Below are 20,766 nucleotides of genomic sequence, written 5' to 3' on the forward strand. Positions count from 1 at the left end.
TGATGGAACAGCGCGCGTTTCTTCGGATGGGGCTGGGCGGCGCGGTGCAGTCACGGTTCTCTCCGCGGGCCCCCGTGGCTGGCTTGCATTGCGAACGCCGCCGCAGCAGCGGGCGAAGGTCGCTTTGGGCCGGTCTTGGTGCCCGACGAGAACGGCATCCGGTTGCCGCGAGGCTGCAAGTCGCGGTTGTTGATTCGTTCCCCGGTGCTCAGCTCAGTGGCGTCGACAACATTGATGGGAGCCGCAGCGGTGATCTGATCATCGCGCAAGACGGCGGGAACATGGAACTCGTGGTGATTACGCCGCTCCTCATCGGAAGAGCTTCTCTAAGGTCTCCGTTTTGTGGTCTCCGCTCGTGGGACGGAGGTCGGTGTTCGATGCCCCGGCGTACGACTCGAGGCCGAGTGCCTCGCGGAACTCTCCGGACGCGTCGCGTGTGCCGTCATCGAGGGGGATGCCGCTGGCATCCGCGGTGCGAACCAGGCCGTTGAAGATGCCGACGATCCCTGCGGCCTCGACGAACCCGGCGGGGCCGACGGCTTCGATCAGTGCGTCTCGTGCCCCGCCGGCGTCTTCCCCCTTCGAGACGGCTTCACCGAAGCGAACGATCTCCTCGCCGTGCGGTAGGCCTCCACTCCCACCGCGGCCCACGGTCGCGTCCAGCGTAGCGTTCTCACCGATTGCCTCGCTGCTCGCACGGAGCAGCGTCACATGGGAGGTCGTTCAATAGAAGCACTCGTTCACGGAGGAGACGCGTGCGGCCAGGAGCTCGACCTGCGGGCGGCTGAGGGGGCCGTCTTCCCACACCATCTCGAAGAAGCTCTGTGGGCCGCCGTACATCGTCATGACGATCCCGAAGAACATCGCGTTTTGCGCGGGCACGAGACTGAGCGCGCGCCCGACGTTTGGTCCTTGCCACGGGTCCTGCAGCGGCACGTACGCGCCCGCGTCGACGGTCTGTTCGTTCTTTACGCCGTCGGGTTCGCCGGCCTGCGGTTCCGGGAGGGGCTCGCAGGGGACGCCTAGTGCCTCGGCAAACGTGTCGATCGCGCAGGTCGTGGCGACCAGCGCGGCGATCTCGACGTACGCCGCATCGCCGAGTTCCGAAATCTTTGGCTCGGCCCACGCTCGATCGATCTTGTGTGCGTCGGCGGCAATCGTCCGCGCGACCTCGACCGCTGCCGCTGGCAGGAGATCGCCGGCGTCGGGGAGGCCGTCGCGCAGCCACGGTGGATTTCTACGCTGACGGCGGGCCTCGCGCGCCTGCGTCGCGAGCGCGACGCGTTGGGCGCCGGTCCACGCGCAGCCTGCCGCGGCAATCATGTCCCACGCAGCACGCTGCGCCGCAATGATGTCTGCCCGCACCGGATGCGCGAGACCGCGGTAAGCGAACCGCTCCACGCCGCGTAGGCTATACCGAACCGGGCTACGAAGCGAGGCAGGAAAGAATCCTGGGGGCCTTACGCATCTCCCTCGAGAGTGCGCAGGAACTCGCTCAGGCCGTAGCCGACCTGGCCATCGAGCGTCCATTCCGTCATGCCTTCGCCGATCTGGGTGGTCATGCCGCCCCGTCGGTTCCGGAGCGGGATGAATCCCAGCACCTTGCCGTCGATGTGCAGCTCTTCGCCGCTTCCCGTTTTGACGTCGGCGCGCACCGTGCGGTGGAACGGGGTGCCTTCCTCGTACTCGGCGGTGACGTCCGCGTAGACGAGCGGTTCCAGCTTGTCGCCTCGGATCATGACGCCGCCGCGGCGGATGTTGTCCTCATCTCTCTTGATGACGGAGACCATGAGACCGAGATCCGGCCCGAAGTTCATGGTGAGCCACTCGTACGCCGCGATCGACTGCCAGTAGCGCGGGCCCCAGGAGTGATCGCGGAGGCCATGGCCGGACAGGTGGATGGTCTCGCCGTCGACTTTGAGCGTTCCGGAGACGGCCATGTGTTGCTCGTAGTGCGCCTTGCCGAACTGTTCCTCCGCCGGTCGGTCGGCCTCCTTCTTGTCCTTCGAGCCGCCGTACATCGCGCCGACCGCGTCGTGGACGAGGTCGAGCTCGATCTTCTTCGGGGTGTTTTGGGTGAAGGCGGCCTTGGGGTCGGTGAGGACGCGCGGTTCCTTCAGGTCCAGAACCGAACCGCGGTAGGTCGTGCGGAGCCTTTGTGCCGGCTCGATCACTTCGAACTTGAGGCCGCCGGCATCAAATGCGTCGTTGTTGGGGATCTCGGCGCGTTTGAACATGAACATGGCCGTGCCGTCGGGGCGGTACAGCGCCACCGTCATCTCCGCGCGTCCCTCGTTGGCGCGGTTGCCCAGGCGGACGAATCCGCCCATGCGCTTCGTCGGGTCGAAGAAGTTGAAGTACATCGACTCGTTGAAGTTGGTTTCGGCCCCGAGCGGGTGTGTGTAGTCGTCTTCGGGGACGAGGTTTCCGATGATCTTCGCCATGGTGCTTCTCCGTTGGATGAGGGCGGGGAAGGCCGCAGACCCACTGTCGGGGTGGGCGGACCTGGTTGTCAAATTCGGGGCTCGTATTGACGCGCCGGGAAGCGTTTCGGAGAGTGACGCATGGTGGTTCGGGGCGTATTGATCTTGGCGGTGGGGGTTCTCCTCGTCGGCTGCGTCCGTGCGCCGGACTCGTTGACCGTCGCCATGGCGCTCCTCCCGAGTGAGCTCGCGCCGTACCGGGCCATCCTCGCGGACTTTGAGAAGGCGACCGGGACGCGGGTCGTTCTCGTCCCGCAGCAGTATCCGGACATCCGGCGGGCGCTGGCCGCGGAGGCCGCGGCCGGGGAGGGGACTCTCGATCTAGTCGAGCTCGATGTCTACTCGCTCGCACCGGCCGCGAGCCAGGTGCGGCTGCTCGCCATGGACGGACTCGGCACGGAAGTGGACGCCCTCGAGCCTCAGACCGTGCGCGCCGGGACGATCGATGGACTGCGCTTCCTGCCACACCGCGTCTCCTGGCAGGCGCTCGTCTACGATCACTCCGTGCTCGGCGCGCCCCCCGCGACGTGGGAAGAACTCCTGGCGGTGGCGCGGGCGCATCCCGGGAAGATCGGGTTGAAGGGCGCCCTCTACGAGGGCCTTACGTGCGACGTCCTGCCGTTCGTCTGGGCCGCGGGGGGTTCCGGCGCCGATCTCGGCGACGCCGGCGCACAGAAGGCGTTCGAGCTCTTCTCGGCGCTCGCTCCGTACCTCGATCCGCGCAGCGCGGTGTTCAAGGAGGCGACGATCGCCGAGGCTATGGCGCGGGGGGAACTCGTGCTGCACCTGAATTGGCCGTTCGTGATGTCGCTGTACGCGAGTGAAGACCTCGCACCAGAGCGGTTTCGTGCGGCACCGCTGCCGCTGGGGCCGGACGGACGTGCCACCGTTCTCGGTGGCGGCTATATCGCGATTCCGGTCAACGCACCGCACGCGGACGAGGCCCTCGCGCTGGCTCGGTTCCTCCTCGCGCAAAAAACCCAGGAACGCTTCGCGCGAGAGTTGGGGTGGTTCTCGGCCCGGCGCGACATTCCATTCGGGGGTGGCTCGCCGCTTCTTGCCGGCTACGCCGACATGCGTTCCGAGGTTCGGCCTCGGCCTGAGCGCGCGGATTACCCGGAGATCAGTCGTCAGTGGCAACGCGCGTTTCGACGCGTTGCGTTCGAGGGTGTCGCACCGGAGCGCGCGCTGCGCGAAGGGCAGGCGGCCCTCGAAGCGAATGCCGACGCGCGGGGGAGTGCCGAATGAGAGCATGGCTTCTCGCCGTCCCGCTGCTGGTCTATCTGGCCGTCTTCCTGGTCTATCCGATGGGTGAGGCGGTTCGCTTGGCCTTCACGGATTCGGTCTCGGGGAGCTTTCCGAGCCTCGCGAGCTTCCGCATCCTTGCAGACGACCGGCTCTTTCGGGACGCGCTCGTGGTCAATCTTCTCTTGCCGATGGTCGCGGTCGCGCTCGAGGTGGTCGCGGGCCTCGGCCTCGCGCTGCTTCTTGCGGAGCGTCTGCCGGCGCGCCGACTTCTCCGGGCCGCCGTGCTCCTTCCCTTTGCTCTGCCGGAGATCGTCTTCCTGACGATCTTGCGGAACGTTCTGACCCCGCGGGGCTATCTGAACGGGGCCTTCGCGATGGTGGGCGTCGCGCCTGTCGATCTCTTGTCACCCGGAACCGCGTCGAGTTTCGTTTCGGTTGCCTTCGTCGATGCCTGGAGGACCACGCCGGTCGTTTTTCTGATCTTGCTCGGCGCGCTCGCTGCGCTTCCTGCGGAGATCGGCCAGGCGGCCCGCGTCGACGGCGCATCGAGCTGGAGGCGGTTCTGGCACGTGACCCTTCCGCTTCTGCGACCGGCCCTCGTCGCCGCCATTCTGCTCCGGGGACTCGATGCGCTCCGGCTCTTCGCGGCACCGCTCGTCCTGACCGGGGTCGAAGGGGTGCCGGTGCTTTCGACCTACGCCTATCACCAATGGTCGGATTACGGGGACGACGGGGCGGCCGCGGCGGCGTCGGTCGTGCTGGCGCTCCTGTGTCTTCTCGCGAGCGCGCCGCTTCTGCGGCGGCGGGTGACGGCGTGAAGAGACAGCTCCTCGTCGGGGTCGCGTTCGCGATCGCCACGGTGAACCTCTTGCCGCTGTGGCTCGTCGTGAAGCAGGCCGTCACGCCGGAGGGGGAGAGCTTCGCGTGGCCGCCGACCTGGGTGCCGCACGAGTTCACGCTCGCAAACTTCGGCGCAGCGGCAGATGCTGTGCCGCTGGGGCAGGGGCTCGCTCTGAGCCTCTCGGTCGCTCTCGCCACCGTCGTCTCGGCGCTCGCGATCGCGTTGCCGGCCGCCTGGCTCGCGGCTCGCCGCGAGAAGGCCGGCACGAGACTCGATGGCGTGATGGTGGTCGCCCGCCTGTTCCCGACGATCGCCATCGCGGTGCCCTTGGCCGTGATCTTCGTGCGGTTCGGGCTCTACAACGACCCGAATGGCGTCGGGCTGTGGTTCGCCCACACGTTGCTGGGCCTTCCGTTCGCGTTCCTCATTCTCCGTGCGGCGTTTCGCGGTGTGCCGACTGAGTTGGAAGACGCGGCCCTCCTCGACGGAGCCAGCGCGTGGAGCTCTTTCCTTCGGGTCAGTCTGCCGCTCGTCCGCCCGTCTCTTGGGGCGGCGGCGATGTTGGTTTTCCTCGTCTCGTGGGACGAGTTCGCGTACGCGCTTCTCCTGCAGGTGACCAATCGGACGTTGCCTCCGTTGCTCTACTACCTGTCGGCCTTCGGCTATCCGGGGCTGTCCAGCGCGGTTGCGGTTCTGATGTTGCTGCCGGCCGTGGTGATCCTGCTCTTGCTCGAGCCAGCTCTCCGTTCGGGAGTGTTGGCAGGAAGTGGTCGCTGATGGCACGCGCGCGAATCGAGGGTCTCACGAAACGCTACGGTGATGCCGTCGTTTTGGACGACTTCTCGCTCGACATCGCAGACGGCGAACTCGTCGTGGTCGTGGGGCCGTCGGGTTGCGGGAAATCCACGCTACTACGTCTCCTCGCCGGCCTCGATGAGCAGAGTGCCGGAGAGATCCATCTCGGCGATCGGCGGGTCGATGGGCTCGCGCCACAGCACCGCGACGTGGCCATGGTCTTCCAGAACTACGCGCTCTATCCGCACATGACTGTTCGCGGGAACGTGGAGTTTCCCCTGCGGATGCGGGGAGTGGGGAAGCGGGAGCGTCGGGTGCGCGCCGAGGAGGTCGCCGAACTCCTCGAGATCGGCGAATTCCTGGACCGAAGGCCCGCAGCGTTGTCCGGGGGCCAGCGGCAGCGGGTCGCGCTGGCGCGCGCGCTGGTCCGCGAGCCGGACCTTTTTCTGCTCGACGAGCCGCTGTCGAATCTCGACGCGCGCTTGCGCACAGACGTTCGCCAGCACATCCGGGATCTCCAGCGTCGGCTCGGCGTTACCACTCTCTACGTGACGCACGACCAGACCGAGGCGATGACGCTGGGGCATCGGGTCGTGGTCCTCGATCACGGCCGGACGCAGATGGTGGCGCCTCCGCTAGTCGCGTACGAGCGGCCCGAGAACGCGTTCGTCGCGGGATTTCTCGGGGCGCCGGCCATGAACCTCGTTCCCGGTCGGGTCGATGGCGGCACTCTTCGGTTGGGCGAGCAGAGCCTCGAGTTGCCGGCGGCGCTTGCCGAGGTACTCGCGACCGGCGTTGTCACCGTGGGCGTTCGACCGGAGGCGTTCGGGCCGAGCGTCGACGGCAGCCCCGACGTGCTCGCGCAGCCCAAGCCCGCGACGGTCGAGGCCCTCGGGAGTGAGACGCTTCTCGCGGCTACGCTCGCGGACCGGGACATCGCGATCCGTCTCCCCGGGAATGTGGAGACGGCCGCGGAGTCGTTTTCAGCTCCCATCGACGCGCTGCACTTCTTCTCTCCGGTGGATGGACGGCGGCTCGCGCCGTGAGCGCGCCACGGGCGGAACCGGACTCCGTTGAGAACCACGAGTTCGTTCGCGCTCCGAATCGGGCGCTCCTTCGTCTGGCGTTCCCGGTTCTGTTCTCCCTGATCGCCGAGCCTCTTACGGGCATCGCCGACACCGCATTCGTCGCCCGTCTTGGTTCGACCCCTCTCGCGGCGCTCGGCGTCGCGGTGACGCTCCTGAGCAGTCTGTTCTGGGTGTTCAATTTTCTGGGCATTGGGACGCAGACGGCCGTCGCGCAGGCGTTTGGTCGCGGCGAGTTGTCGACTGCGCGGGAAGCCGGCACGTCGGCGGCCGTCTTGGCGGTCGCCCTCGGTACGACGATGGCGCTGCTCGCCTGGCCGTGGCTCGATTCCCTCGCCTCGTTCATGGGCGCTGACGGGCCGATGGCCGACGACGCGGTCGCCTACCTTGGGATCCGTTTCCTTGCGGCGCCAGCGATTCTCGCGACGATGGCGGCCTTCGGCGCGTTGCGCGGCCTCCAGGACATGCGGACGCCCTTCTTGATCGCTGTCAGCCTGAACGTGGTGAACATCGCGCTCGATGGTGTCCTGATCTTCGGCCTGGGACCGGTCCCGGCGTTCGGCCTGCGCGGCGCCGCCTGGGCGACGGTAGCGAGTCAGTGGTTCGGCGCGACGTGGGCACTTCTTGCAGCGCGTTCCGCGCTTGGTGGGATGGCGCCGCTACGCCTTGCCCCTGTCACGGCCTTGCTCGTCGTGGGACGCGATCTCGCTGCTCGTACGGGGCTGCTCCTGGTGTTCCTTCTTCTCGCCACCCGGGCGGCAACGCAGATCGGGCCGCATGAGGGCGCCGCGCAGCAGGCGGTGCGGCAGGTCTGGATGCTGGCGGCGTTCCTCCTCGATGCGTTTGCTGCGAGTGCGCAAAGCCTGATCGGCTTCTTCGTAGGAGCTGGCGACCGTGCTCTGGCGCGACGGGTGGCGCGGGTCGCCTGTGCGTGGGGCCTTGGTGCCGGGGTCGGGGTCACGGTGCTCTTCGGCCTCGCCGAAAGCCAGATCGCGTGGCTTCTCGTTCCGGTGGAAGCGAGGGAGGCGTTCGCCGCCGTGTGGTTCGTCGCGATCGTCGCGCAGCCGTTGAACGCTCTTGCGTTCGTGACCGACGGTATCCACTGGGGGACGGGGGACTACCGGTACCTGCGCAACGTCATGGTCCTGGCGAGTGGCGTCGGTGCGCTGGTCCTCGCACTGCTCGATCGAAGCGAGGCGGGTGCCTTCGTTTGGGTCTGGATAGTCACTGACGTGTGGATCGGTGTTCGCGCGTCGTTCGGGCTCCTGCGCGTCTGGCCTGGGATCGGACGGGCGCCCCTTCGCGAAATGGGATGAGCCGGCTCAGGATGCCTCGGAGGGGCTCGAACCGCTGAGCAGGTCGGTGTGTAGGTTGCTGGTAGCGCCGCTCGGTCGAGCACAGGAGAGTCGGTCTCCGACGGCGAGAACCTCGCCGGCGGTCGCGACGAGTACGGAGTCGCCGCGCCGAAGCGCGATCGCGAACTCGCCTTCCGCGTACGGCAGCTCGGAGAGCTTACGACCCTTCCACTCCGCCGCCTCGACCTCGTGTTCCACGGTCTCCAGCCGGCCGAGGCGCACGAGCCTATTGGCCTCATCGACGCCCGGGAAGTTGCCGGGGAAGAGCTGGGAGTCGTCGTCCTCGCTGTTTTCATGAATGGCGAGAACGCGCTCGACCAAGAGGTTCTCGTGAACGCGTTTCGCAGCGAGCTCGTTCAGAGAGGCGTTCGTGGTGATCGCGAGCACGGTATCGGCGTAGCGTCCGCCGGCTCGCTCGAGGTCGTCGAGCGAGAAGGCGTCGCCGGTAATTGCGACGAGGCCTTCGCTCTGGGCGGCGCGGCACAGCGATGGGTTGCGGTCGACGAGGACGACGTTTCGCCCGAGATCGACCAGCGTTCGCGCAACCAGACGCGAGAAGCGGCTTGCGCCGATGACGAGTGTCCCCTGCAACGAGGGGAAGTCGATTTTCAGCAGGTTGGCGAGCGGTCGTGCGGTGAGGCCTTGGAGGGTCACGGTCGCGGCGACAGTGACAAAGACCAGGGCTTCGAGAGAAGCGCCTCCGGGGATCTCGGCCTCGTCCAGAAGGTTGTGGAAGAAGCCGGCGACGGCGGCCGCGACGATGCCGCGCGGACAGATCCACGCGACGAAGGCGCGCTCCTTCCAGGACAGGTCGCTGCCGATGGTCGAGAGAAAGACGCCCAGGGGGCGCGCCACCCAGGCGACGAGTGCGACGACGAGCAGCCCGTCCCAGCCGAGCGCGGTGACCTCGGACAGACTCAGGTCGGCAGCGAGGACCACGAAGAGGAACGACAGAAGGATCAACGTGAGCGTTTCTTTGAACTCACGAAGTCGGCCCACGTCCGGAACCGATCGATTCGCCATCGTGATGCCCTGGGCGACCGCGGCCATCAGGCCGGCTTCCGCCGAGATGCGGCTCGCGAGTGCGGCGACGACGACGGCGATACCGAGAACGCTCGGGTTCACGAGATCCTCGGGGATCCATCGTCGTTTCATGATCTCAGCGAGGATCCAGCCGGCGGCGAAGCCGACCGCGCCTCCCAGTGCCAGGCGGAATACGACGAGCCCGCCAGAGACCACCAGGTCGTGTTGGCCGATGACCCACTCCGCTGCGACCAGAGCGACGATTGCTCCGATGGGGTCGATCAGTACGCCCTCGCTCACGAGCAGCTCGCGCACACGCCGAGCGAGCTTGATCCGGGAGAGGAGGGGCTTCACGACCGTCGGGCCCGTCACGATCATGAGGGAGCCGTAGAGGATCGCTACGGATCCGGGCATGTCGAGGATGGCGTACGCGGCGAGTGTGCCGACGAGCATCGAGAGTGCCGCTCCGAGGGTCAGGAGGAGCAGGAGGCTCTTTTGCTGTGCCCGGAGCCGATTGATGTCGAGGGCGAGCCCGCCTTCGAAGAGGATCACGATGACGGCGAGCGTCACCAGGTCGGCCCGGCCGGCCCCGAAGGCTCCCGGGTCGAGCCAGCCCAGGACGTCGGGCCCCAGCAGGGTCCCCGCCACCAGGAGAAGGACGATGCTCGGAATCGCCATCCGGGCTGCGAGAACCTGGGCGAACATGCCGGCAGCGAGGGCGATGGCGGCGTTTGCGAACCCCAGGTCCTTCACTGTCGCCCGTTTCGCGCGCTGGGTCGCTTCGCCTGCATCGTCGTGGCCATCCTGGTCCGCTAGTCCTCGAAAAGTATCGGTTATCGGCCGATCTGCCGATCGTCCTTCCGCGTCCGCCTGATAGGGGCTAAGATCTCCCGTTGCAATCATGTCTCGTCTCCTGATCGTCGCCAACCGTCTCCCGATCGCCGTTTCCCGTGTCGATGGGGAACTCCATGTGGAGCGCAGCCCCGGGGGCCTCGCCACCGGTCTGTCAGGCCCGCATTCCAAGTCCGACGCCCTGTGGATCGGCTGGCCCGGGGACATTCAAGACGTCACCGATGAGGAGCGGGAGAGCCTGGGTAAGCGTCTGGACGAGCTTCGGGCGATACCGGTCTGGATCCCGCCGAACGACCTGAGGGAGTTCTACGAGGGATTCTCGAACGGCGCCCTGTGGCCGCTCTTCCACCATCTCCTCGATCAGATGCCGCTGCACGTCCAGGGTTGGGAGGCGTACGAGCGCGCGAATGGGCAGTTCGCCGACGAGGTCTGCCGCCACTACAACGACGGCGACCTGATCTGGGTGCACGACTACCAGCTCATGTTGCTCCCGCAGATGCTCCGCGATCGGCTTCCGGACGCCCGGATCGGGTTCTTCCTGCACATCCCGTTCCCGGCCTCCGAGCTCTTCCGCACGATCGCGCACCGCGAGCGCATTCTCGAGGGCGTTCTAGGCGCGGACCTGGTCGGGTTCCACACGGCCGGATACATGCGGTCGTTCTCCTCCTCGTTGCTTCGTGTTCTCGGAATCGCCTCGAACGTGGACCGCGTCTATCACGACCAGCGGGAAGTTCGGCTCGGTGTGTTCCCGATGGGCGTCGACACCGAGAAGTTCGCAACCCTGTCGGATTCACCCGAGGTGCAGGCGCGCGTTGCCGGACTCCGAGGCATGGACGACTGCGCGATCGTGCTCGGCGTCGATCGGCTCGACTACACGAAGGGGATTCGTCGTCGGCTCCTGGCGTACGAGAAATTCCTCTACGATCACCCCGAACTCCACGGGCGCGTGCGGCTCACCCAGATCGCGGTGCCGTCGCGAACCTCGGTAGAGGCTTACCAGGACTTCCGGAACGAGGTGGATGCTTCGATCGGTCGCATCAACGGTGCGTTCGGCACGTCGGAGTGGGCACCGATTTACTATCTCTACCGGGGCATCAGCGAGGTCGAGCTCTCCGCGCTCTATCGCGCGGCGGACGTTCTTCTCGTGACGCCGGTGCGCGATGGGATGAACCTCGTCGCCAAGGAGTTCGTCGCTTCCCGCACGGACGACGGTGGCGTCCTCGTTCTCAGTGAGTTCGCGGGTGCGGCGTCGGAACTCGCCGAGGCCGTGATGATGAATCCGTTCGACGTGGATCGCGCGTCGGAGGTCTTCTATCGGGCGCTGACCCTCCCGGCGGACGAGCGACTCGCACGGATGAAGGCTCTGCGGCGACGCGTTCTCTCCTACGACGTTCACCACTGGGTGCGCTCCTATCTGGAGTCGCTGGAGGAGGCGAGCCAGGGCGCGGAGCAGGTGATGTCCGCGCGAATGCGTGTGGAGCAACTGGCCGCGTTGAGCGAGAAGATGCGGGGCGCAGGCGAGCTCCTCCTGATCCTCGGCTACGACGGCACTCTCGTTCCGTTCGCGAGCGCTCCCGAGTTGTCCAAACCGGACGAGGAGCTGCTCGATCTTCTCCGCCGCCTCGCGGCCCGTCCCGCTACCCAGATTCATCTTGTAAGCGGGAGTTCTCGCGATGTGATCGAGCAACGGTTCGGTGGGATTCCAATCCATCTGCATGCGGAGTACGGATTCTGGGAGAAGGCGATGGGGACCTCGAACTGGGTTGGGGGTGAGCTGCCGGTTCAGGAATGGCGTGATCACGTAGTCCAGATCCTCGAGAACTTCACGGCCAGGACGCCGGGCTCACTCATCGAGGAGAAGACGGTCTCGGTCGCGTGGCACTACCGGATGGCCGAGCCGGAGTTCGCCGCGTTCCAGGCGAACGAGCTGACGATTCATCTTACGCAGTTGCTCAGCAACGAGCCGGTCGAGATCGTGACCGATGACAAGGTGATCGAGGTCCGCGCGACGGGTGTGAACAAGGGCATCGTCGTACCGCGGCTTCTGGCCGAGTCGCCGCCAGACACGTTCGTCGTGGCCATGGGTGACGACCGGAATGACGAAGAGCTCTTCGCAGCTCTCGAAGGCGAGGGCACGGCGATCCACGTCGGCGGCGGGACGAGTCGCGCGGACATCCGCGTGCCGAACATCGAAGCGGCGCGCCGTCTGTTGGCGAGCCTTCTCGACTGATTCCCGCCGGGCGATTCAGCGCAAGACGTCGGCGATGCGTTCGAGAACCCAGTACACCGAGAGGCAGCCGATCCCATAGACGGGGATCCGCTCGGACCAGGCGGGCAATCGTTCGAGCACGCGGCGGAGCACGAATCCCGCGAGCAAGACGACGAAGACGAAGGTCAGCTGTCCGGCCTCGATCCCGACGTTGAACGAGAACAACGACAGGGGGATGTCGTCCGGGGGTAGCCCGATCTCCCGGAGTGCTCCGGCGAAACCGAGCCCGTGCAGCAGGCCGAAGAGGAAGGCCATGACCCAAGGGAAGCGGCGCAGGAGGGTCGGTGAAGTGCGCTCTCCGCGGGCGAGTTCGACCGCAAGGATGAAAATGCTGAGCGCGATCAGGACTTCGACCGGTCCGGACGGAACTTGCGCGATGCCCAGCGCGGCGAGCGACAGCGTGATGCTGTGGCCCACGGTGAACGCCGTGACGGTTTCGATCAGAAGTCGCGTCGAGGTGGCCAGTAACAAGAGGCCGAAGACGAACAGCAGGTGGTCGAGCCCGGTCAGGATGTGGTCGAATCCGAGCTGGATGTAGCCGGTGAAGACGCTCGAGGGCCGCCCCGTTTCGGGGATCGTGAACTCGGCATCGCCCACGCGCAGGACCTCCTGCAGAACACGCCCGTCGGCGAGCGCGATGCGGAGCAGCGAGTCGTTCTTTCCGTCGCCGAGGCCGGTCACGCCGACGGTTTTCCCGACGAGCCCACCGGGGCCGCAGTCGACGGTGAACACCTCGACCACGCTCTCGCCCTCTTCGACGGCTTTTGAAGTGCCGACCGGTTTGCACTCGGGCGGCAGCGACGGCGCGACCTTGGAGCCGCGGACCTGGAGGACGGAGGTCTTCCACGAGACCTCGGCTTTTCCGTCACTCTGCTCGCGGATCTGAAGCAGGGCCGGCGCGAGGGGATGCGCGGAAGCGAGTCCCGGCACCATCGCCGCGAGGATCAGCGTCAGGAGGGCAGCGATGCGCACGCGAAGCTCAGGAAGCACCGGTGTCTCCTTCGGTATCGTCGGGTTCTTCGATCTGTACCTCGTAGAGCCCGCGCATGCGTGCGAGCTCGCGTTCGAGGACGGCAGCGCGTCGTTCGGCGGCGAGCCGGCGACTCACCTGGTTCTCGACCGATGCGAGCGGTGCGGGTTCGCTGGGGAGCGTTTCCTCCACGTACACGAGGTGCACGCCGTACGCGGATGGGATGGGCCCCTGCCAGCCACCCTCGTCGAGCGCGATCGCCTGCGCGGCGAACTCGGGTCCGAAGAGCTTCGCAAGTTGCACTTCAGAGCGCGCGCGGTGTCGGCGCCCGAGCGGGAACGGATCCCCGCGGTCGGCTACCCCGTCCGGTCCGACGTGCTTGATTTCGGAGAGAAGCGCTCCCGCGTCCGCGTCGAGCTCGGCTCCCCGACGATCTCGGCTGAGGAAGACGTGGCGGAGGCTGACACGCTTTGGGCGTGTCCAGTCGGCTTCGTTTTCTTTGTAGTACTCCTGGACCTCGGCCTCGGTCGGCTCGACGCTGCCCTCGGCGAGCTCAGCGAGGAGGCGCATCTTCTGGGCCATGATGCGTCGGATGACGACGTCGTTGTCATCGAGGCCGAGCTCTTTCGCTTGGGCGTAAAGCTGCTCGTCTCCGAGCTCGGGATCCTCGGCGACGAATCGCATTTTCTTGATCAGCCACCACTGGATGCTCCGGTCGGCGAGGTCGAGCTTGCGGGCGAGCGCCTCGCGGTAGAGCACCTCTTCGTCGATTTCCTGGTCGACGAGGGCATCCTCCTCGGCCGGATTCGGCGGGACGCCGTGGCGTCGTTGAAAATCCCGGCGGATTCGCGCGACCCGGTCGCCGTCGATGACGATAGCCTTGTTCTTCGCGTCGCGCGCTTCCATCTCCTCCTGGAAGCTCCACCACCGGTCGATGGTGAACAGGGCGATGCCTGCGATCACGAAGTGAAGCACGGGCGCCCTCGCGAGCCGTTTCATCCAACCCATCCAGAAGACCATCGGCGTCGCGGGCGATTGGGTCAAGCGGGCGTGGTCGGTGCGGCAGGCGGAACACGCAGTACCGGACGCAGACGAGCTCGAGGAGCCACGACCCGGCCGGAACCTCCGGTCCGCCCGGCCGCCAGCTTCAGAATGGGATAGAGCGCGAGGCTGCGGCGACGCAACTTGCAGAGGTGGGCTCCCGTGGCGAGGATCTCCGGATGGCCGGAGAACTCACCCAACCCAGCCGTGGGATCGCGGAACGCGTGCAGTTCGAAGTTTCGTCCGAGGACGGCGGGCTGCGCCTCGACCAGTTGATCGCGAAGCACGTCCCCGGGCTCTCGCGGCGGAAGGCGCGTCTGTTGATCGAGCTCGGCGGGGCGTTCGTGGATTGCGCGCGGGTGAAGGTGCTGGGCCGCAAGCTGTGGCCCGGACAGAAGATCGAGGTTCACCTCGGGGGTGCGATCGGGCGGGTGTCACCGGGGCTGGGCGCGGCGGCGCTCCAGCGCGATGGTGAGGGGTTGCCGCACCATGGGATCGTTCATGAAGACGCGCATGTCGTCGTCGTCGACAAGCCCTCCGGTCTGCTGACTACACCGATGCCGGAGAGTGATCGGAACAATCTTCTGGACCTCCTCGAGCGACGCACCGAGCCACCTACCCGGGCGTGGCCCGTGAATCGTCTCGACACGGAGACGAGTGGCCTTCTCGTGTTCGGCAAAACAGAGCTCGCTACCCGGGCGCTGTCGGAGAGATTCCGAACGCACGATGTGGATCGGCAGTACCTGGCCGTCGTGCACGGAGCGGTGCCGGCATCGCTCCGTCGCATCGAAGAACCGATCGACGGCCAGCCGGCGGCGAGTGAGGTGGCGGTCTTACAGCCGGCCGCTGGAGCCACCGTCGTTCGGGTTCGCACCGAGACGGGTCGCACCCATCAGGTTCGCATCCACATGGCAGGGGCGGGCCATTCCGTGTGCGGCGATCGCCGCTATGGGGAGCGCGGCGCGCTCGAGCCACCGCGCATGGCGCTCCACGCGACCCGGCTCGGCTTCGTCCACCCGGAGAACGGCGAAAGGATGGTCTTCGAGAGCCGGTGGCCGGCGGATTTGTCGGCTTGGATCGCCGGCCTCTGAGCGATCGACGGCCGCCGAACCCGTCTGGTCCGGGTCGGCCGATCTGCTAGTCTTGTTGCGATGTTCGATCCTACGTTGACCGAAGCGCAAGAGGCCCTCATCGACACGGCTCGACGGTTCGCCGCCGAGAAGATCATTCCGGTGGCAGGGGAGTACGACGAGTCCGGCGAGTTCCCAACCGACCTCTTCAAGGCGGCGTGGGAGATAGGTCTCATGAACGTCGAAGTCGAAGAGGACTACGGCGGCCTCGGGCTGAGCACGGTCGACGGGTGTCTCATCGCAGAGGAACTCGCGTTCGGGTGCTGCGCCGTCGCGACGAGCATCATGGCGAACCATCTGGGTTCCCTACCGCTGATGCTCGCCGGGACGGAGGAACAGAAGAAGCAGTATCTCGGTCGCCTGACGAACGAGTTCTCGTTTTGCAGCTACGCGTGTTCCGAGCCCGAAGCGGGGTCGGACGTCGCGGGCATGCAGGCCCGAATCACGCGAGACGGCGACGACTGGATCCTCAACGGCCAGAAGCGTTGGATCACCAACGCCGGTCACGCGAGCTTCTACACCGGCTTTGCAACGACGGATCCCGCGCTGCGCCACAAGGGCATCACGGCCTTCGTGGTTCCGAGGGACCTCCCGGGTGTTTCCACCGGGAAGAAGGAGAACAAGCTCGGCCAGCGCGCGTCGGACACCTCGGACGTGCTGTTCGACGATGTTCGCCTGACTCCGGAGAACATGCTGGGCGCGCCCGGGCAGGGCTTCGGCATTGCCATGGAGACCTTCGACAAGTCGCGCCCGATGATAGCCGCCCTCTGCGCCGGTCTCATCCGCCGGTCGATGGAAGAGTCGCGAGGCTACGCGCTCGAGCGAAAGACCTTCGGCGTGCCCATTGCCCAACATCAGGCGATCCAGTTCATGATCGCCGAGATGGTGATGGCTCACGAAGCGACGCGGATGCTCTACTTGAAGGCCGCGTTCGAGGTCGACAATGCGATCAAGCGCACGAGCACATCGGCCATTGCGAAGGCGCTGGGCGCCGACTGGGCGATGAAATCGGCCGTCGATGCGGTGCAGGTCTTCGGTGGCTACGGCTACACCAAGGAGTATCCCGTCGAGAAGTTGATGCGGGACGCGAAGCTGCTCCAGATCTACGAAGGTACGTCGCAGATTCAGCGCGTGGTGATTGCGCGCAACTACTTGTCGCGTAGTTGAGCCGGACGCCGGGCGTGGGCCCGGGTCCGTGGAGTCGAGGGAAGCGGTGGGGAGAACGGTAAACGCGAAACGGTCGAGGGGGATCAGGGCCCTCGTGATGCTCGCTCTCTTCGGTTCCCTCCTCGGCTGCAGTGCCACTCGCCCGACCCGCCCGAAGGACCTGTGCTCCATCTTCGAGGAACGCCCGGAGTGGTACGAGGCTTCCCGCGAGGCCTACCGCGACTGGGGCGTTCCCGTACCGCTGCAACTCGCCGTCATCCACCACGAGTCCGGGTTTCACTCCGATGCACGGCCGCCGCGCGGGACGTTCCTTTGGATCTTCCCCGGACCGCGGCCCTCGTCGGCCTTCGGATACGGCCAGGTTCTCGATGGTACGTGGGAGGGCTACCAGGACAGCACCGGAGAAGGGTTCGCCGACCGTGATGAGTTCGAAGACGTTGTTGATTTCATCGGTTGGTACGGCCACGTCGGCGAGCGGAAGTTCGGAATTCCGCGAAGCGATCCGTATTCGTTCTACCTCGCGTATCACGAGGGCCACGGCGGTTTCTCGCGTGGCTCCCACAAAGGCAAGCCGGGGGTGCGGCGGGTGGCCCGGGGAGTTGCGGTGATGACCCGTCGTTACGCGCTGCAGTATCAGGGTTGCCGGGAGGCGCTCGACGACTCCGTCGACGGCCCGTGGTGGTGGCCGTTCTAGCCGGCCGGAGGGGCTTCGGGGCCGATCATCGTGTGCTCCACCAGCCATTGCGAGATCTGCGCCGCCACAATCTCGTTTCCGAACTCGGACAGATGGACCTGGTCGAGGAAGATCTCGTCAGCGTCGTGCTCCCGTAGACTGGGAAGCAGGTCGATCGCGGGAATCCCATGTTCGCGCGCGAACTCCATGAGCTCACGTTGCGGCGCGTCGGTGTTCAGAGTCGTCAGCTGGAATTTGAACGGTAGGATCACCAGTCCGAGAGGGACCGAGAGCGCCTGTGCGGTCTTCGCCAAATCCTGCAGTTCGGCGGGTTCCGCGGCCATTCCCTCGCGGGCGAGCTTTGAGTCGGGAGCAAGCGTGAGCTTCCGCAGATAGGTGGCGCGTGCGAACGGATTCTCCGTTCCGGCCAGCGCATTCTTGGCCGCCGTGACGAGCGCCGACCGCTGCGCAGACCAGTTCAGAACGTTGGCAAGGCGAATCGAGGCGCCGAGCTCGGCCTGACCGCTCAGCAGCTCGGGGATGTCGTTCAGCACGACGGTTGCGAGAACCAAGTTGGGCTCGAGGGCCGCGCCGTTCTCTGCCAGGAAAAGACGGTGCTGCCGTGCGCACCAGCCCGGGATGGCGGCGTTGACGACTTCTACTGGGAGCCCGCGCTGGAGCAAGCTTCTCTGAAGGCGGACCGGGAGCGCCTTCTTCTCGACGACGTCGTACCCGAAGGCGACCGAGTCGCCGAGGAGGAGGATTCGCTGCCAGTCGAGCTTCGAGGAGATCTCGGGGCCGCGAAGGCCGAGCGAGTTCACGCGAACGAGTTTGAGGTCCCCGGGCATCACCCATTGTCGGTTGGGCTCCATCGTGTACAGCTCGCCACGGTCGGCCCACGAAAACCTGGGAGCCGTGCGCTGCGCTGTCGTGTGGCCGGCCAGCCGAGCGATTCCTTCGCCCGCGGCGAAGGACAGGACCAGGCTCGCAATCACGATGGCCGGTATGCGGAGCATTTGCATCGCCCCTAGGTATCCGATGCGCTTCAGCCGGGGAAGGCTCCGCGAAACTCAGGAGGTCGGCGTCGGCGCGAACACGAGGAAGCTCTGCTTCTCCACGAAGTCTTGTTCGCCCTGTAGCTGGTATCCCGCCGCCTTCATCTCATCGCGGATCTTTTGGGCCTCGCTGGCGTGCCCGAACCAGCGTTGGAACCAGCCGGAGTCTGGTCGGAGATCGAGGATGGCCACGCGTCCGTTCGGCGCGAGGTCGGTCTTCAATTTCGCGAAGTAGGCCGTCGGATCCGCGATGTGGTGATACGTGTTCGAGGTGAAGACGAGGTCGATCGCGCCGTCGGGGAGGCCAGGGTCGTCGGGCTTCGCCAGGATCGTCTTGACGTTCGACACGCTCTTCTCGGTCGCCAGTTCGTCGATCAAAGCGATCATTTCGGGATCGATGTCGACTGCGTAGACGACGCCGTCGGGTCCGGCGGCCTTTGCCAGGTCGAACGTGAAGTAGCCGCTGCCGGCGCCCAGATCGGCGACCTGGTCGCCAGGCTGGATCTCGAGCACCTCCATCACACGCTCGGGGTGCTGCCATCCGTCGCGGTCCATACCTTCGTAGGCGAACTGCTTCCACGATTTACCGCATCCAGCGATGAGGATGAGGGCGACGGAGGCGGTGAGGAATCGAGCGATGTGGGCGTCCTTCATGAGGCGTAGGTAGCCCGGAAAGCCGCTCGTGAACAACGCTGCGCGCCGCCTGCACAGGACCTCGGAGTGCCTTGCGGTGTCTTCAGGGCCCGGTTCGCGCTACATCTTCTGGGATGAACCAGCGGGCAAAATTCTCGGTCTTCTACTACTTGTGGGTCTTTCTTCTCATTCTCTTCCTCGAGTCGATGTTCTTCTCGGGGGCGTCGGTGAAGGAGATTCCCTACAGCGAGTTTCTTTCGCGGGTCGGGAAGAGTGAGGTGAAGGCGGTCGTCCTCACCCAGGAGGAGATCTACGGCGAGATGAAGGGGCCGCACGACGCGGCCACGAAGAGCGAGAAGACGGACGCCATCGAGTCGTCCGAGGCTCGGACGCCCTGGACGTTTTCGTGGGCGGCGATCAAAGGCTGGTTCGTCGAAAGAGAGAAGCAGGCCAAGGAGGCCCAGGCGGCCCGAAAGGACAAGATCGAGCGGCAGTTCACCGTCGTCCCTCTTGCGGACGACGATCTCGTCGAGACCCTGCAGGAGCACGGCGTGGAGTTCCGCGCGAAGGTCGAGTCGCACTTTCTGCGCAACCTCTTCTTCGATTGGATTATCCCGTTCGGAATTCTGTTCCTCGTTTGGGGCTTCATCATGAAGCGGATGGGGCAGGGGCCGAGCGCCCTCAACATCGGGAAGAGCAAGGCGAAGGTTTACGAGGTCGATCCGGACAACAAGGTTCGATACGAGGATGTCGCGGGCGTCGACGAGGCGATCGAGGAGACGAGCGAGGTCGTTTCGTTTCTGAAGGAGCCCGAGAAGTTCGAACGCCTCGGTGCGAAGCTGCCGACGGGTGTGTTGCTGGTCGGCCCGCCGGGAACCGGCAAGACCTTGCTCGCGAAGGCTGTGGCGGGTGAGGCGGACGTTCCGTTCTTCAATCTGTCGGGTTCGGACTTCGTCGAGATGTTCGTTGGTGTGGGGGCGGCGCGCGTGCGCGATCTCTTCGCCGAGGCGAAGAAGAAGGCGCCCTGCATCGTGTTCATCGACGAACTCGACGCGATCGGTCGTTCCCGTGGAGGGCAGGGTGGGATGCCGCAGAGCGGTGGCTTCGACGAGCGCGAGAATACTCTGAACCAGCTGCTGGTGGAGCTCGACGGCTTCGATGGTCGCTCGAACGTCGTCATCATGGGCGCGACCAATCGGCCCGAGGTTCTCGACAAGGCGCTGCTGCGACCGGGGCGCTTCGATCGCCAGATTCTCGTGGATAGGCCGGACAAGGAGGGGCGGCAGGCGATCTTCCGCCTCCACGCGAAGAAGCTCGAGCTCGCGGCGAATGTCGACCTCGACAAGATGGGGGCGCAGACGCCAGGGTTCGTCGGCGCGGACATCGCAAACATCTGCAACGAGGCGGCTCTGCTCGCCTCACGCCGTGACCACGACAAGGTGGAGATGGTCGATTTCCAGGACGCGTTCGAGCGGGTCATCGGTGGGCTCGAGCGCAAAGGGCGTGTCTTGAATCCGGCGGAGAAGAAGATCGTCGCGTACCACGAGTCCGGCCACGCGCTGGTGGGATACTTCACCCCAGGCGCCGATCCGGTCGAGAAGATCTCGATCGTCCCGCGCGGGCGCGGTGCGCTGGGGTACACGCTGCAGTCGCCGACCGAGGATCGTTACCTGATGTCGCGGTCGGAGTTGCTCGGGCGAATCCGCACGTTGTTGGGTGGCCGCGCGGCTGAGCAGGTGATCTTTGATCAGGTTTCGACGGGTGCGTCGGACGATCTCGAGAAGGCGAGCAAGATTGCGCGCAGCATGCTTACCGTCTACGGCATGAGCGAGCGGCTCCCGAACTTGTCTCTGGTGGAGCAACAGGAGGGATTCCTCGGCTTCGGTCCGCAGCAGACGGCGCGGTCCGCGGATGTCGAGAAGGTCATCGCCGAGGAGCAGCTCGAGTTGATCCGAGTGAGCTACGAAGCGGCGCAAGCACTTCTCGTCGAGCGGCGGGAGCAGCTCGAAGCGCTTGCGGCTCGACTGCTCGAGCACGAGAAGCTCGACTCGAAGGACCTCCTGGAGATCCTCGGCCCACGGCCCGAGGCCGCCTAGCTCATTGTCGGACCTCACCGTGACGAAACGTCTTCGGTGAGATCAATCCG

Annotated in this window: 18 protein-coding genes; 10 read left to right on the plus strand and 8 right to left on the minus strand. The window is 65.9% G+C overall.

Going from position 1 to position 20,766, the window contains the following annotated elements; all coding sequences use genetic code 11:
- Window positions 1-309 precede the first annotated feature (309 nt).
- The 3 genes from P8R42_09505 to P8R42_09515 are packed head-to-tail and all read right to left on the minus strand — an operon-like array spanning window position 310 to window position 2,444.
- On the minus strand, window positions 310-711 hold the full coding sequence (locus P8R42_09505; protein MDG2304877.1) for a hypothetical protein: 402 nt from the start codon (window positions 709-711) through the stop codon (window positions 310-312).
- Between the two features lie 12 nt (window positions 712-723).
- The gene (locus tag P8R42_09510) at window positions 724-1,401 is read right to left on the minus strand and encodes an alkylhydroperoxidase-related (seleno)protein (protein ID MDG2304878.1); all 678 of its coding nucleotides are present in this window, start codon (window positions 1,399-1,401) and stop codon (window positions 724-726) included.
- Window positions 1,402-1,460: 59 nt separating this feature from the next.
- A complete protein-coding gene (locus P8R42_09515) occupies window positions 1,461-2,444 on the minus strand; it encodes a hypothetical protein (GenBank protein MDG2304879.1) in 984 nt (327 codons plus the stop codon).
- A 120-nt stretch (window positions 2,445-2,564) separates the two neighbouring features.
- Here P8R42_09515 and P8R42_09520 point away from each other — a divergent pair, with 120 nt between their 5' ends.
- Genes P8R42_09520 through P8R42_09540 form a run of 5 tightly spaced genes read left to right on the plus strand, consistent with a single transcriptional unit; the run spans window position 2,565 to window position 7,768 of the window.
- Window positions 2,565-3,731, plus strand: coding sequence for an extracellular solute-binding protein (locus P8R42_09520; GenBank protein MDG2304880.1), 1,167 nt, complete (start codon window positions 2,565-2,567; stop codon window positions 3,729-3,731).
- Window positions 3,728-4,549: a sugar ABC transporter permease gene (locus tag P8R42_09525; protein ID MDG2304881.1), complete on the plus strand. Its 822-nt coding sequence runs from the start codon at window positions 3,728-3,730 to the stop codon at window positions 4,547-4,549. The genes P8R42_09520 and P8R42_09525 overlap by 4 nt, the downstream gene beginning before the upstream one ends.
- On the plus strand, window positions 4,546-5,349 hold the full coding sequence (locus P8R42_09530; GenBank protein ID MDG2304882.1) for a carbohydrate ABC transporter permease: 804 nt from the start codon (window positions 4,546-4,548) through the stop codon (window positions 5,347-5,349). Before P8R42_09525 ends, P8R42_09530 begins: the two co-directional genes overlap by 4 nt.
- A complete protein-coding gene (locus P8R42_09535) occupies window positions 5,349-6,413 on the plus strand; it encodes an ATP-binding cassette domain-containing protein (GenBank protein ID MDG2304883.1) in 1,065 nt (354 codons plus the stop codon). Before P8R42_09530 ends, P8R42_09535 begins: the two co-directional genes overlap by 1 nt.
- On the plus strand, window positions 6,410-7,768 hold the full coding sequence (locus P8R42_09540; protein ID MDG2304884.1) for an MATE family efflux transporter: 1,359 nt from the start codon (window positions 6,410-6,412) through the stop codon (window positions 7,766-7,768). Before P8R42_09535 ends, P8R42_09540 begins: the two co-directional genes overlap by 4 nt.
- A gap of 6 nt (window positions 7,769-7,774) precedes the next feature.
- Here P8R42_09540 and P8R42_09545 read toward each other — a convergent pair whose 3' ends face one another.
- The gene (locus P8R42_09545) at window positions 7,775-9,583 is read right to left on the minus strand and encodes a cation:proton antiporter (GenBank protein MDG2304885.1); all 1,809 of its coding nucleotides are present in this window, start codon (window positions 9,581-9,583) and stop codon (window positions 7,775-7,777) included.
- 148 nt (window positions 9,584-9,731) lie between these two features.
- Between P8R42_09545 and P8R42_09550 the strand changes: the two genes are divergently transcribed.
- On the plus strand, window positions 9,732-11,912 hold the full coding sequence (locus tag P8R42_09550; protein ID MDG2304886.1) for a bifunctional alpha,alpha-trehalose-phosphate synthase (UDP-forming)/trehalose-phosphatase: 2,181 nt from the start codon (window positions 9,732-9,734) through the stop codon (window positions 11,910-11,912).
- A 15-nt stretch (window positions 11,913-11,927) separates the two neighbouring features.
- Here P8R42_09550 and P8R42_09555 read toward each other — a convergent pair whose 3' ends face one another.
- Window positions 11,928-12,941, minus strand: coding sequence for a HupE/UreJ family protein (locus P8R42_09555; GenBank protein MDG2304887.1), 1,014 nt, complete (start codon window positions 12,939-12,941; stop codon window positions 11,928-11,930).
- Window positions 12,931-13,965, minus strand: a complete 1,035-nt coding sequence (locus P8R42_09560) for a peptidylprolyl isomerase (GenBank protein MDG2304888.1) — start codon at window positions 13,963-13,965, stop codon at window positions 12,931-12,933. The genes P8R42_09555 and P8R42_09560 overlap by 11 nt, the downstream gene beginning before the upstream one ends.
- A 176-nt stretch (window positions 13,966-14,141) precedes the next feature.
- Here P8R42_09560 and P8R42_09565 point away from each other — a divergent pair, with 176 nt between their 5' ends.
- From P8R42_09565 to P8R42_09575, 3 genes are all read left to right on the plus strand, one after another.
- Entirely contained in the window at window positions 14,142-15,053 is a 912-nt protein-coding gene (locus P8R42_09565) for an RluA family pseudouridine synthase (GenBank protein ID MDG2304889.1), read from the plus strand.
- Between the two features lie 60 nt (window positions 15,054-15,113).
- The gene (locus P8R42_09570; protein ID MDG2304890.1) at window positions 15,114-16,259 is read left to right on the plus strand and encodes an acyl-CoA dehydrogenase family protein; all 1,146 of its coding nucleotides are present in this window, start codon (window positions 15,114-15,116) and stop codon (window positions 16,257-16,259) included.
- Between the two features lie 97 nt (window positions 16,260-16,356).
- Entirely contained in the window at window positions 16,357-16,953 is a 597-nt protein-coding gene (locus P8R42_09575; GenBank protein ID MDG2304891.1) for a hypothetical protein, read from the plus strand.
- Here the strand turns inward: P8R42_09575 and P8R42_09580 are convergent.
- Both P8R42_09580 and P8R42_09585 read right to left on the minus strand, forming a co-directional pair.
- Complete coding sequence (locus P8R42_09580; protein MDG2304892.1) at window positions 16,950-17,948, minus strand: GDSL-type esterase/lipase family protein; 999 nt, start codon at window positions 17,946-17,948, stop codon at window positions 16,950-16,952. The genes P8R42_09575 and P8R42_09580 overlap by 4 nt on opposite strands.
- A 54-nt stretch (window positions 17,949-18,002) precedes the next feature.
- Window positions 18,003-18,641, minus strand: a complete 639-nt coding sequence (locus tag P8R42_09585) for a methyltransferase domain-containing protein (protein MDG2304893.1) — start codon at window positions 18,639-18,641, stop codon at window positions 18,003-18,005.
- A gap of 113 nt (window positions 18,642-18,754) precedes the next feature.
- Between P8R42_09585 and ftsH the strand changes: the two genes are divergently transcribed.
- Window positions 18,755-20,716, plus strand: a complete 1,962-nt coding sequence (gene ftsH, locus P8R42_09590) for an ATP-dependent zinc metalloprotease FtsH (GenBank protein ID MDG2304894.1) — start codon at window positions 18,755-18,757, stop codon at window positions 20,714-20,716.
- Window positions 20,717-20,766: the final 50 nt, after the last annotated feature.

It is taken from the genome of Candidatus Binatia bacterium, from assembly GCA_029243485.1.
Taxonomy (GTDB): domain Bacteria; phylum Desulfobacterota; class Binatia; order UBA12015; family UBA12015; genus VGTG01.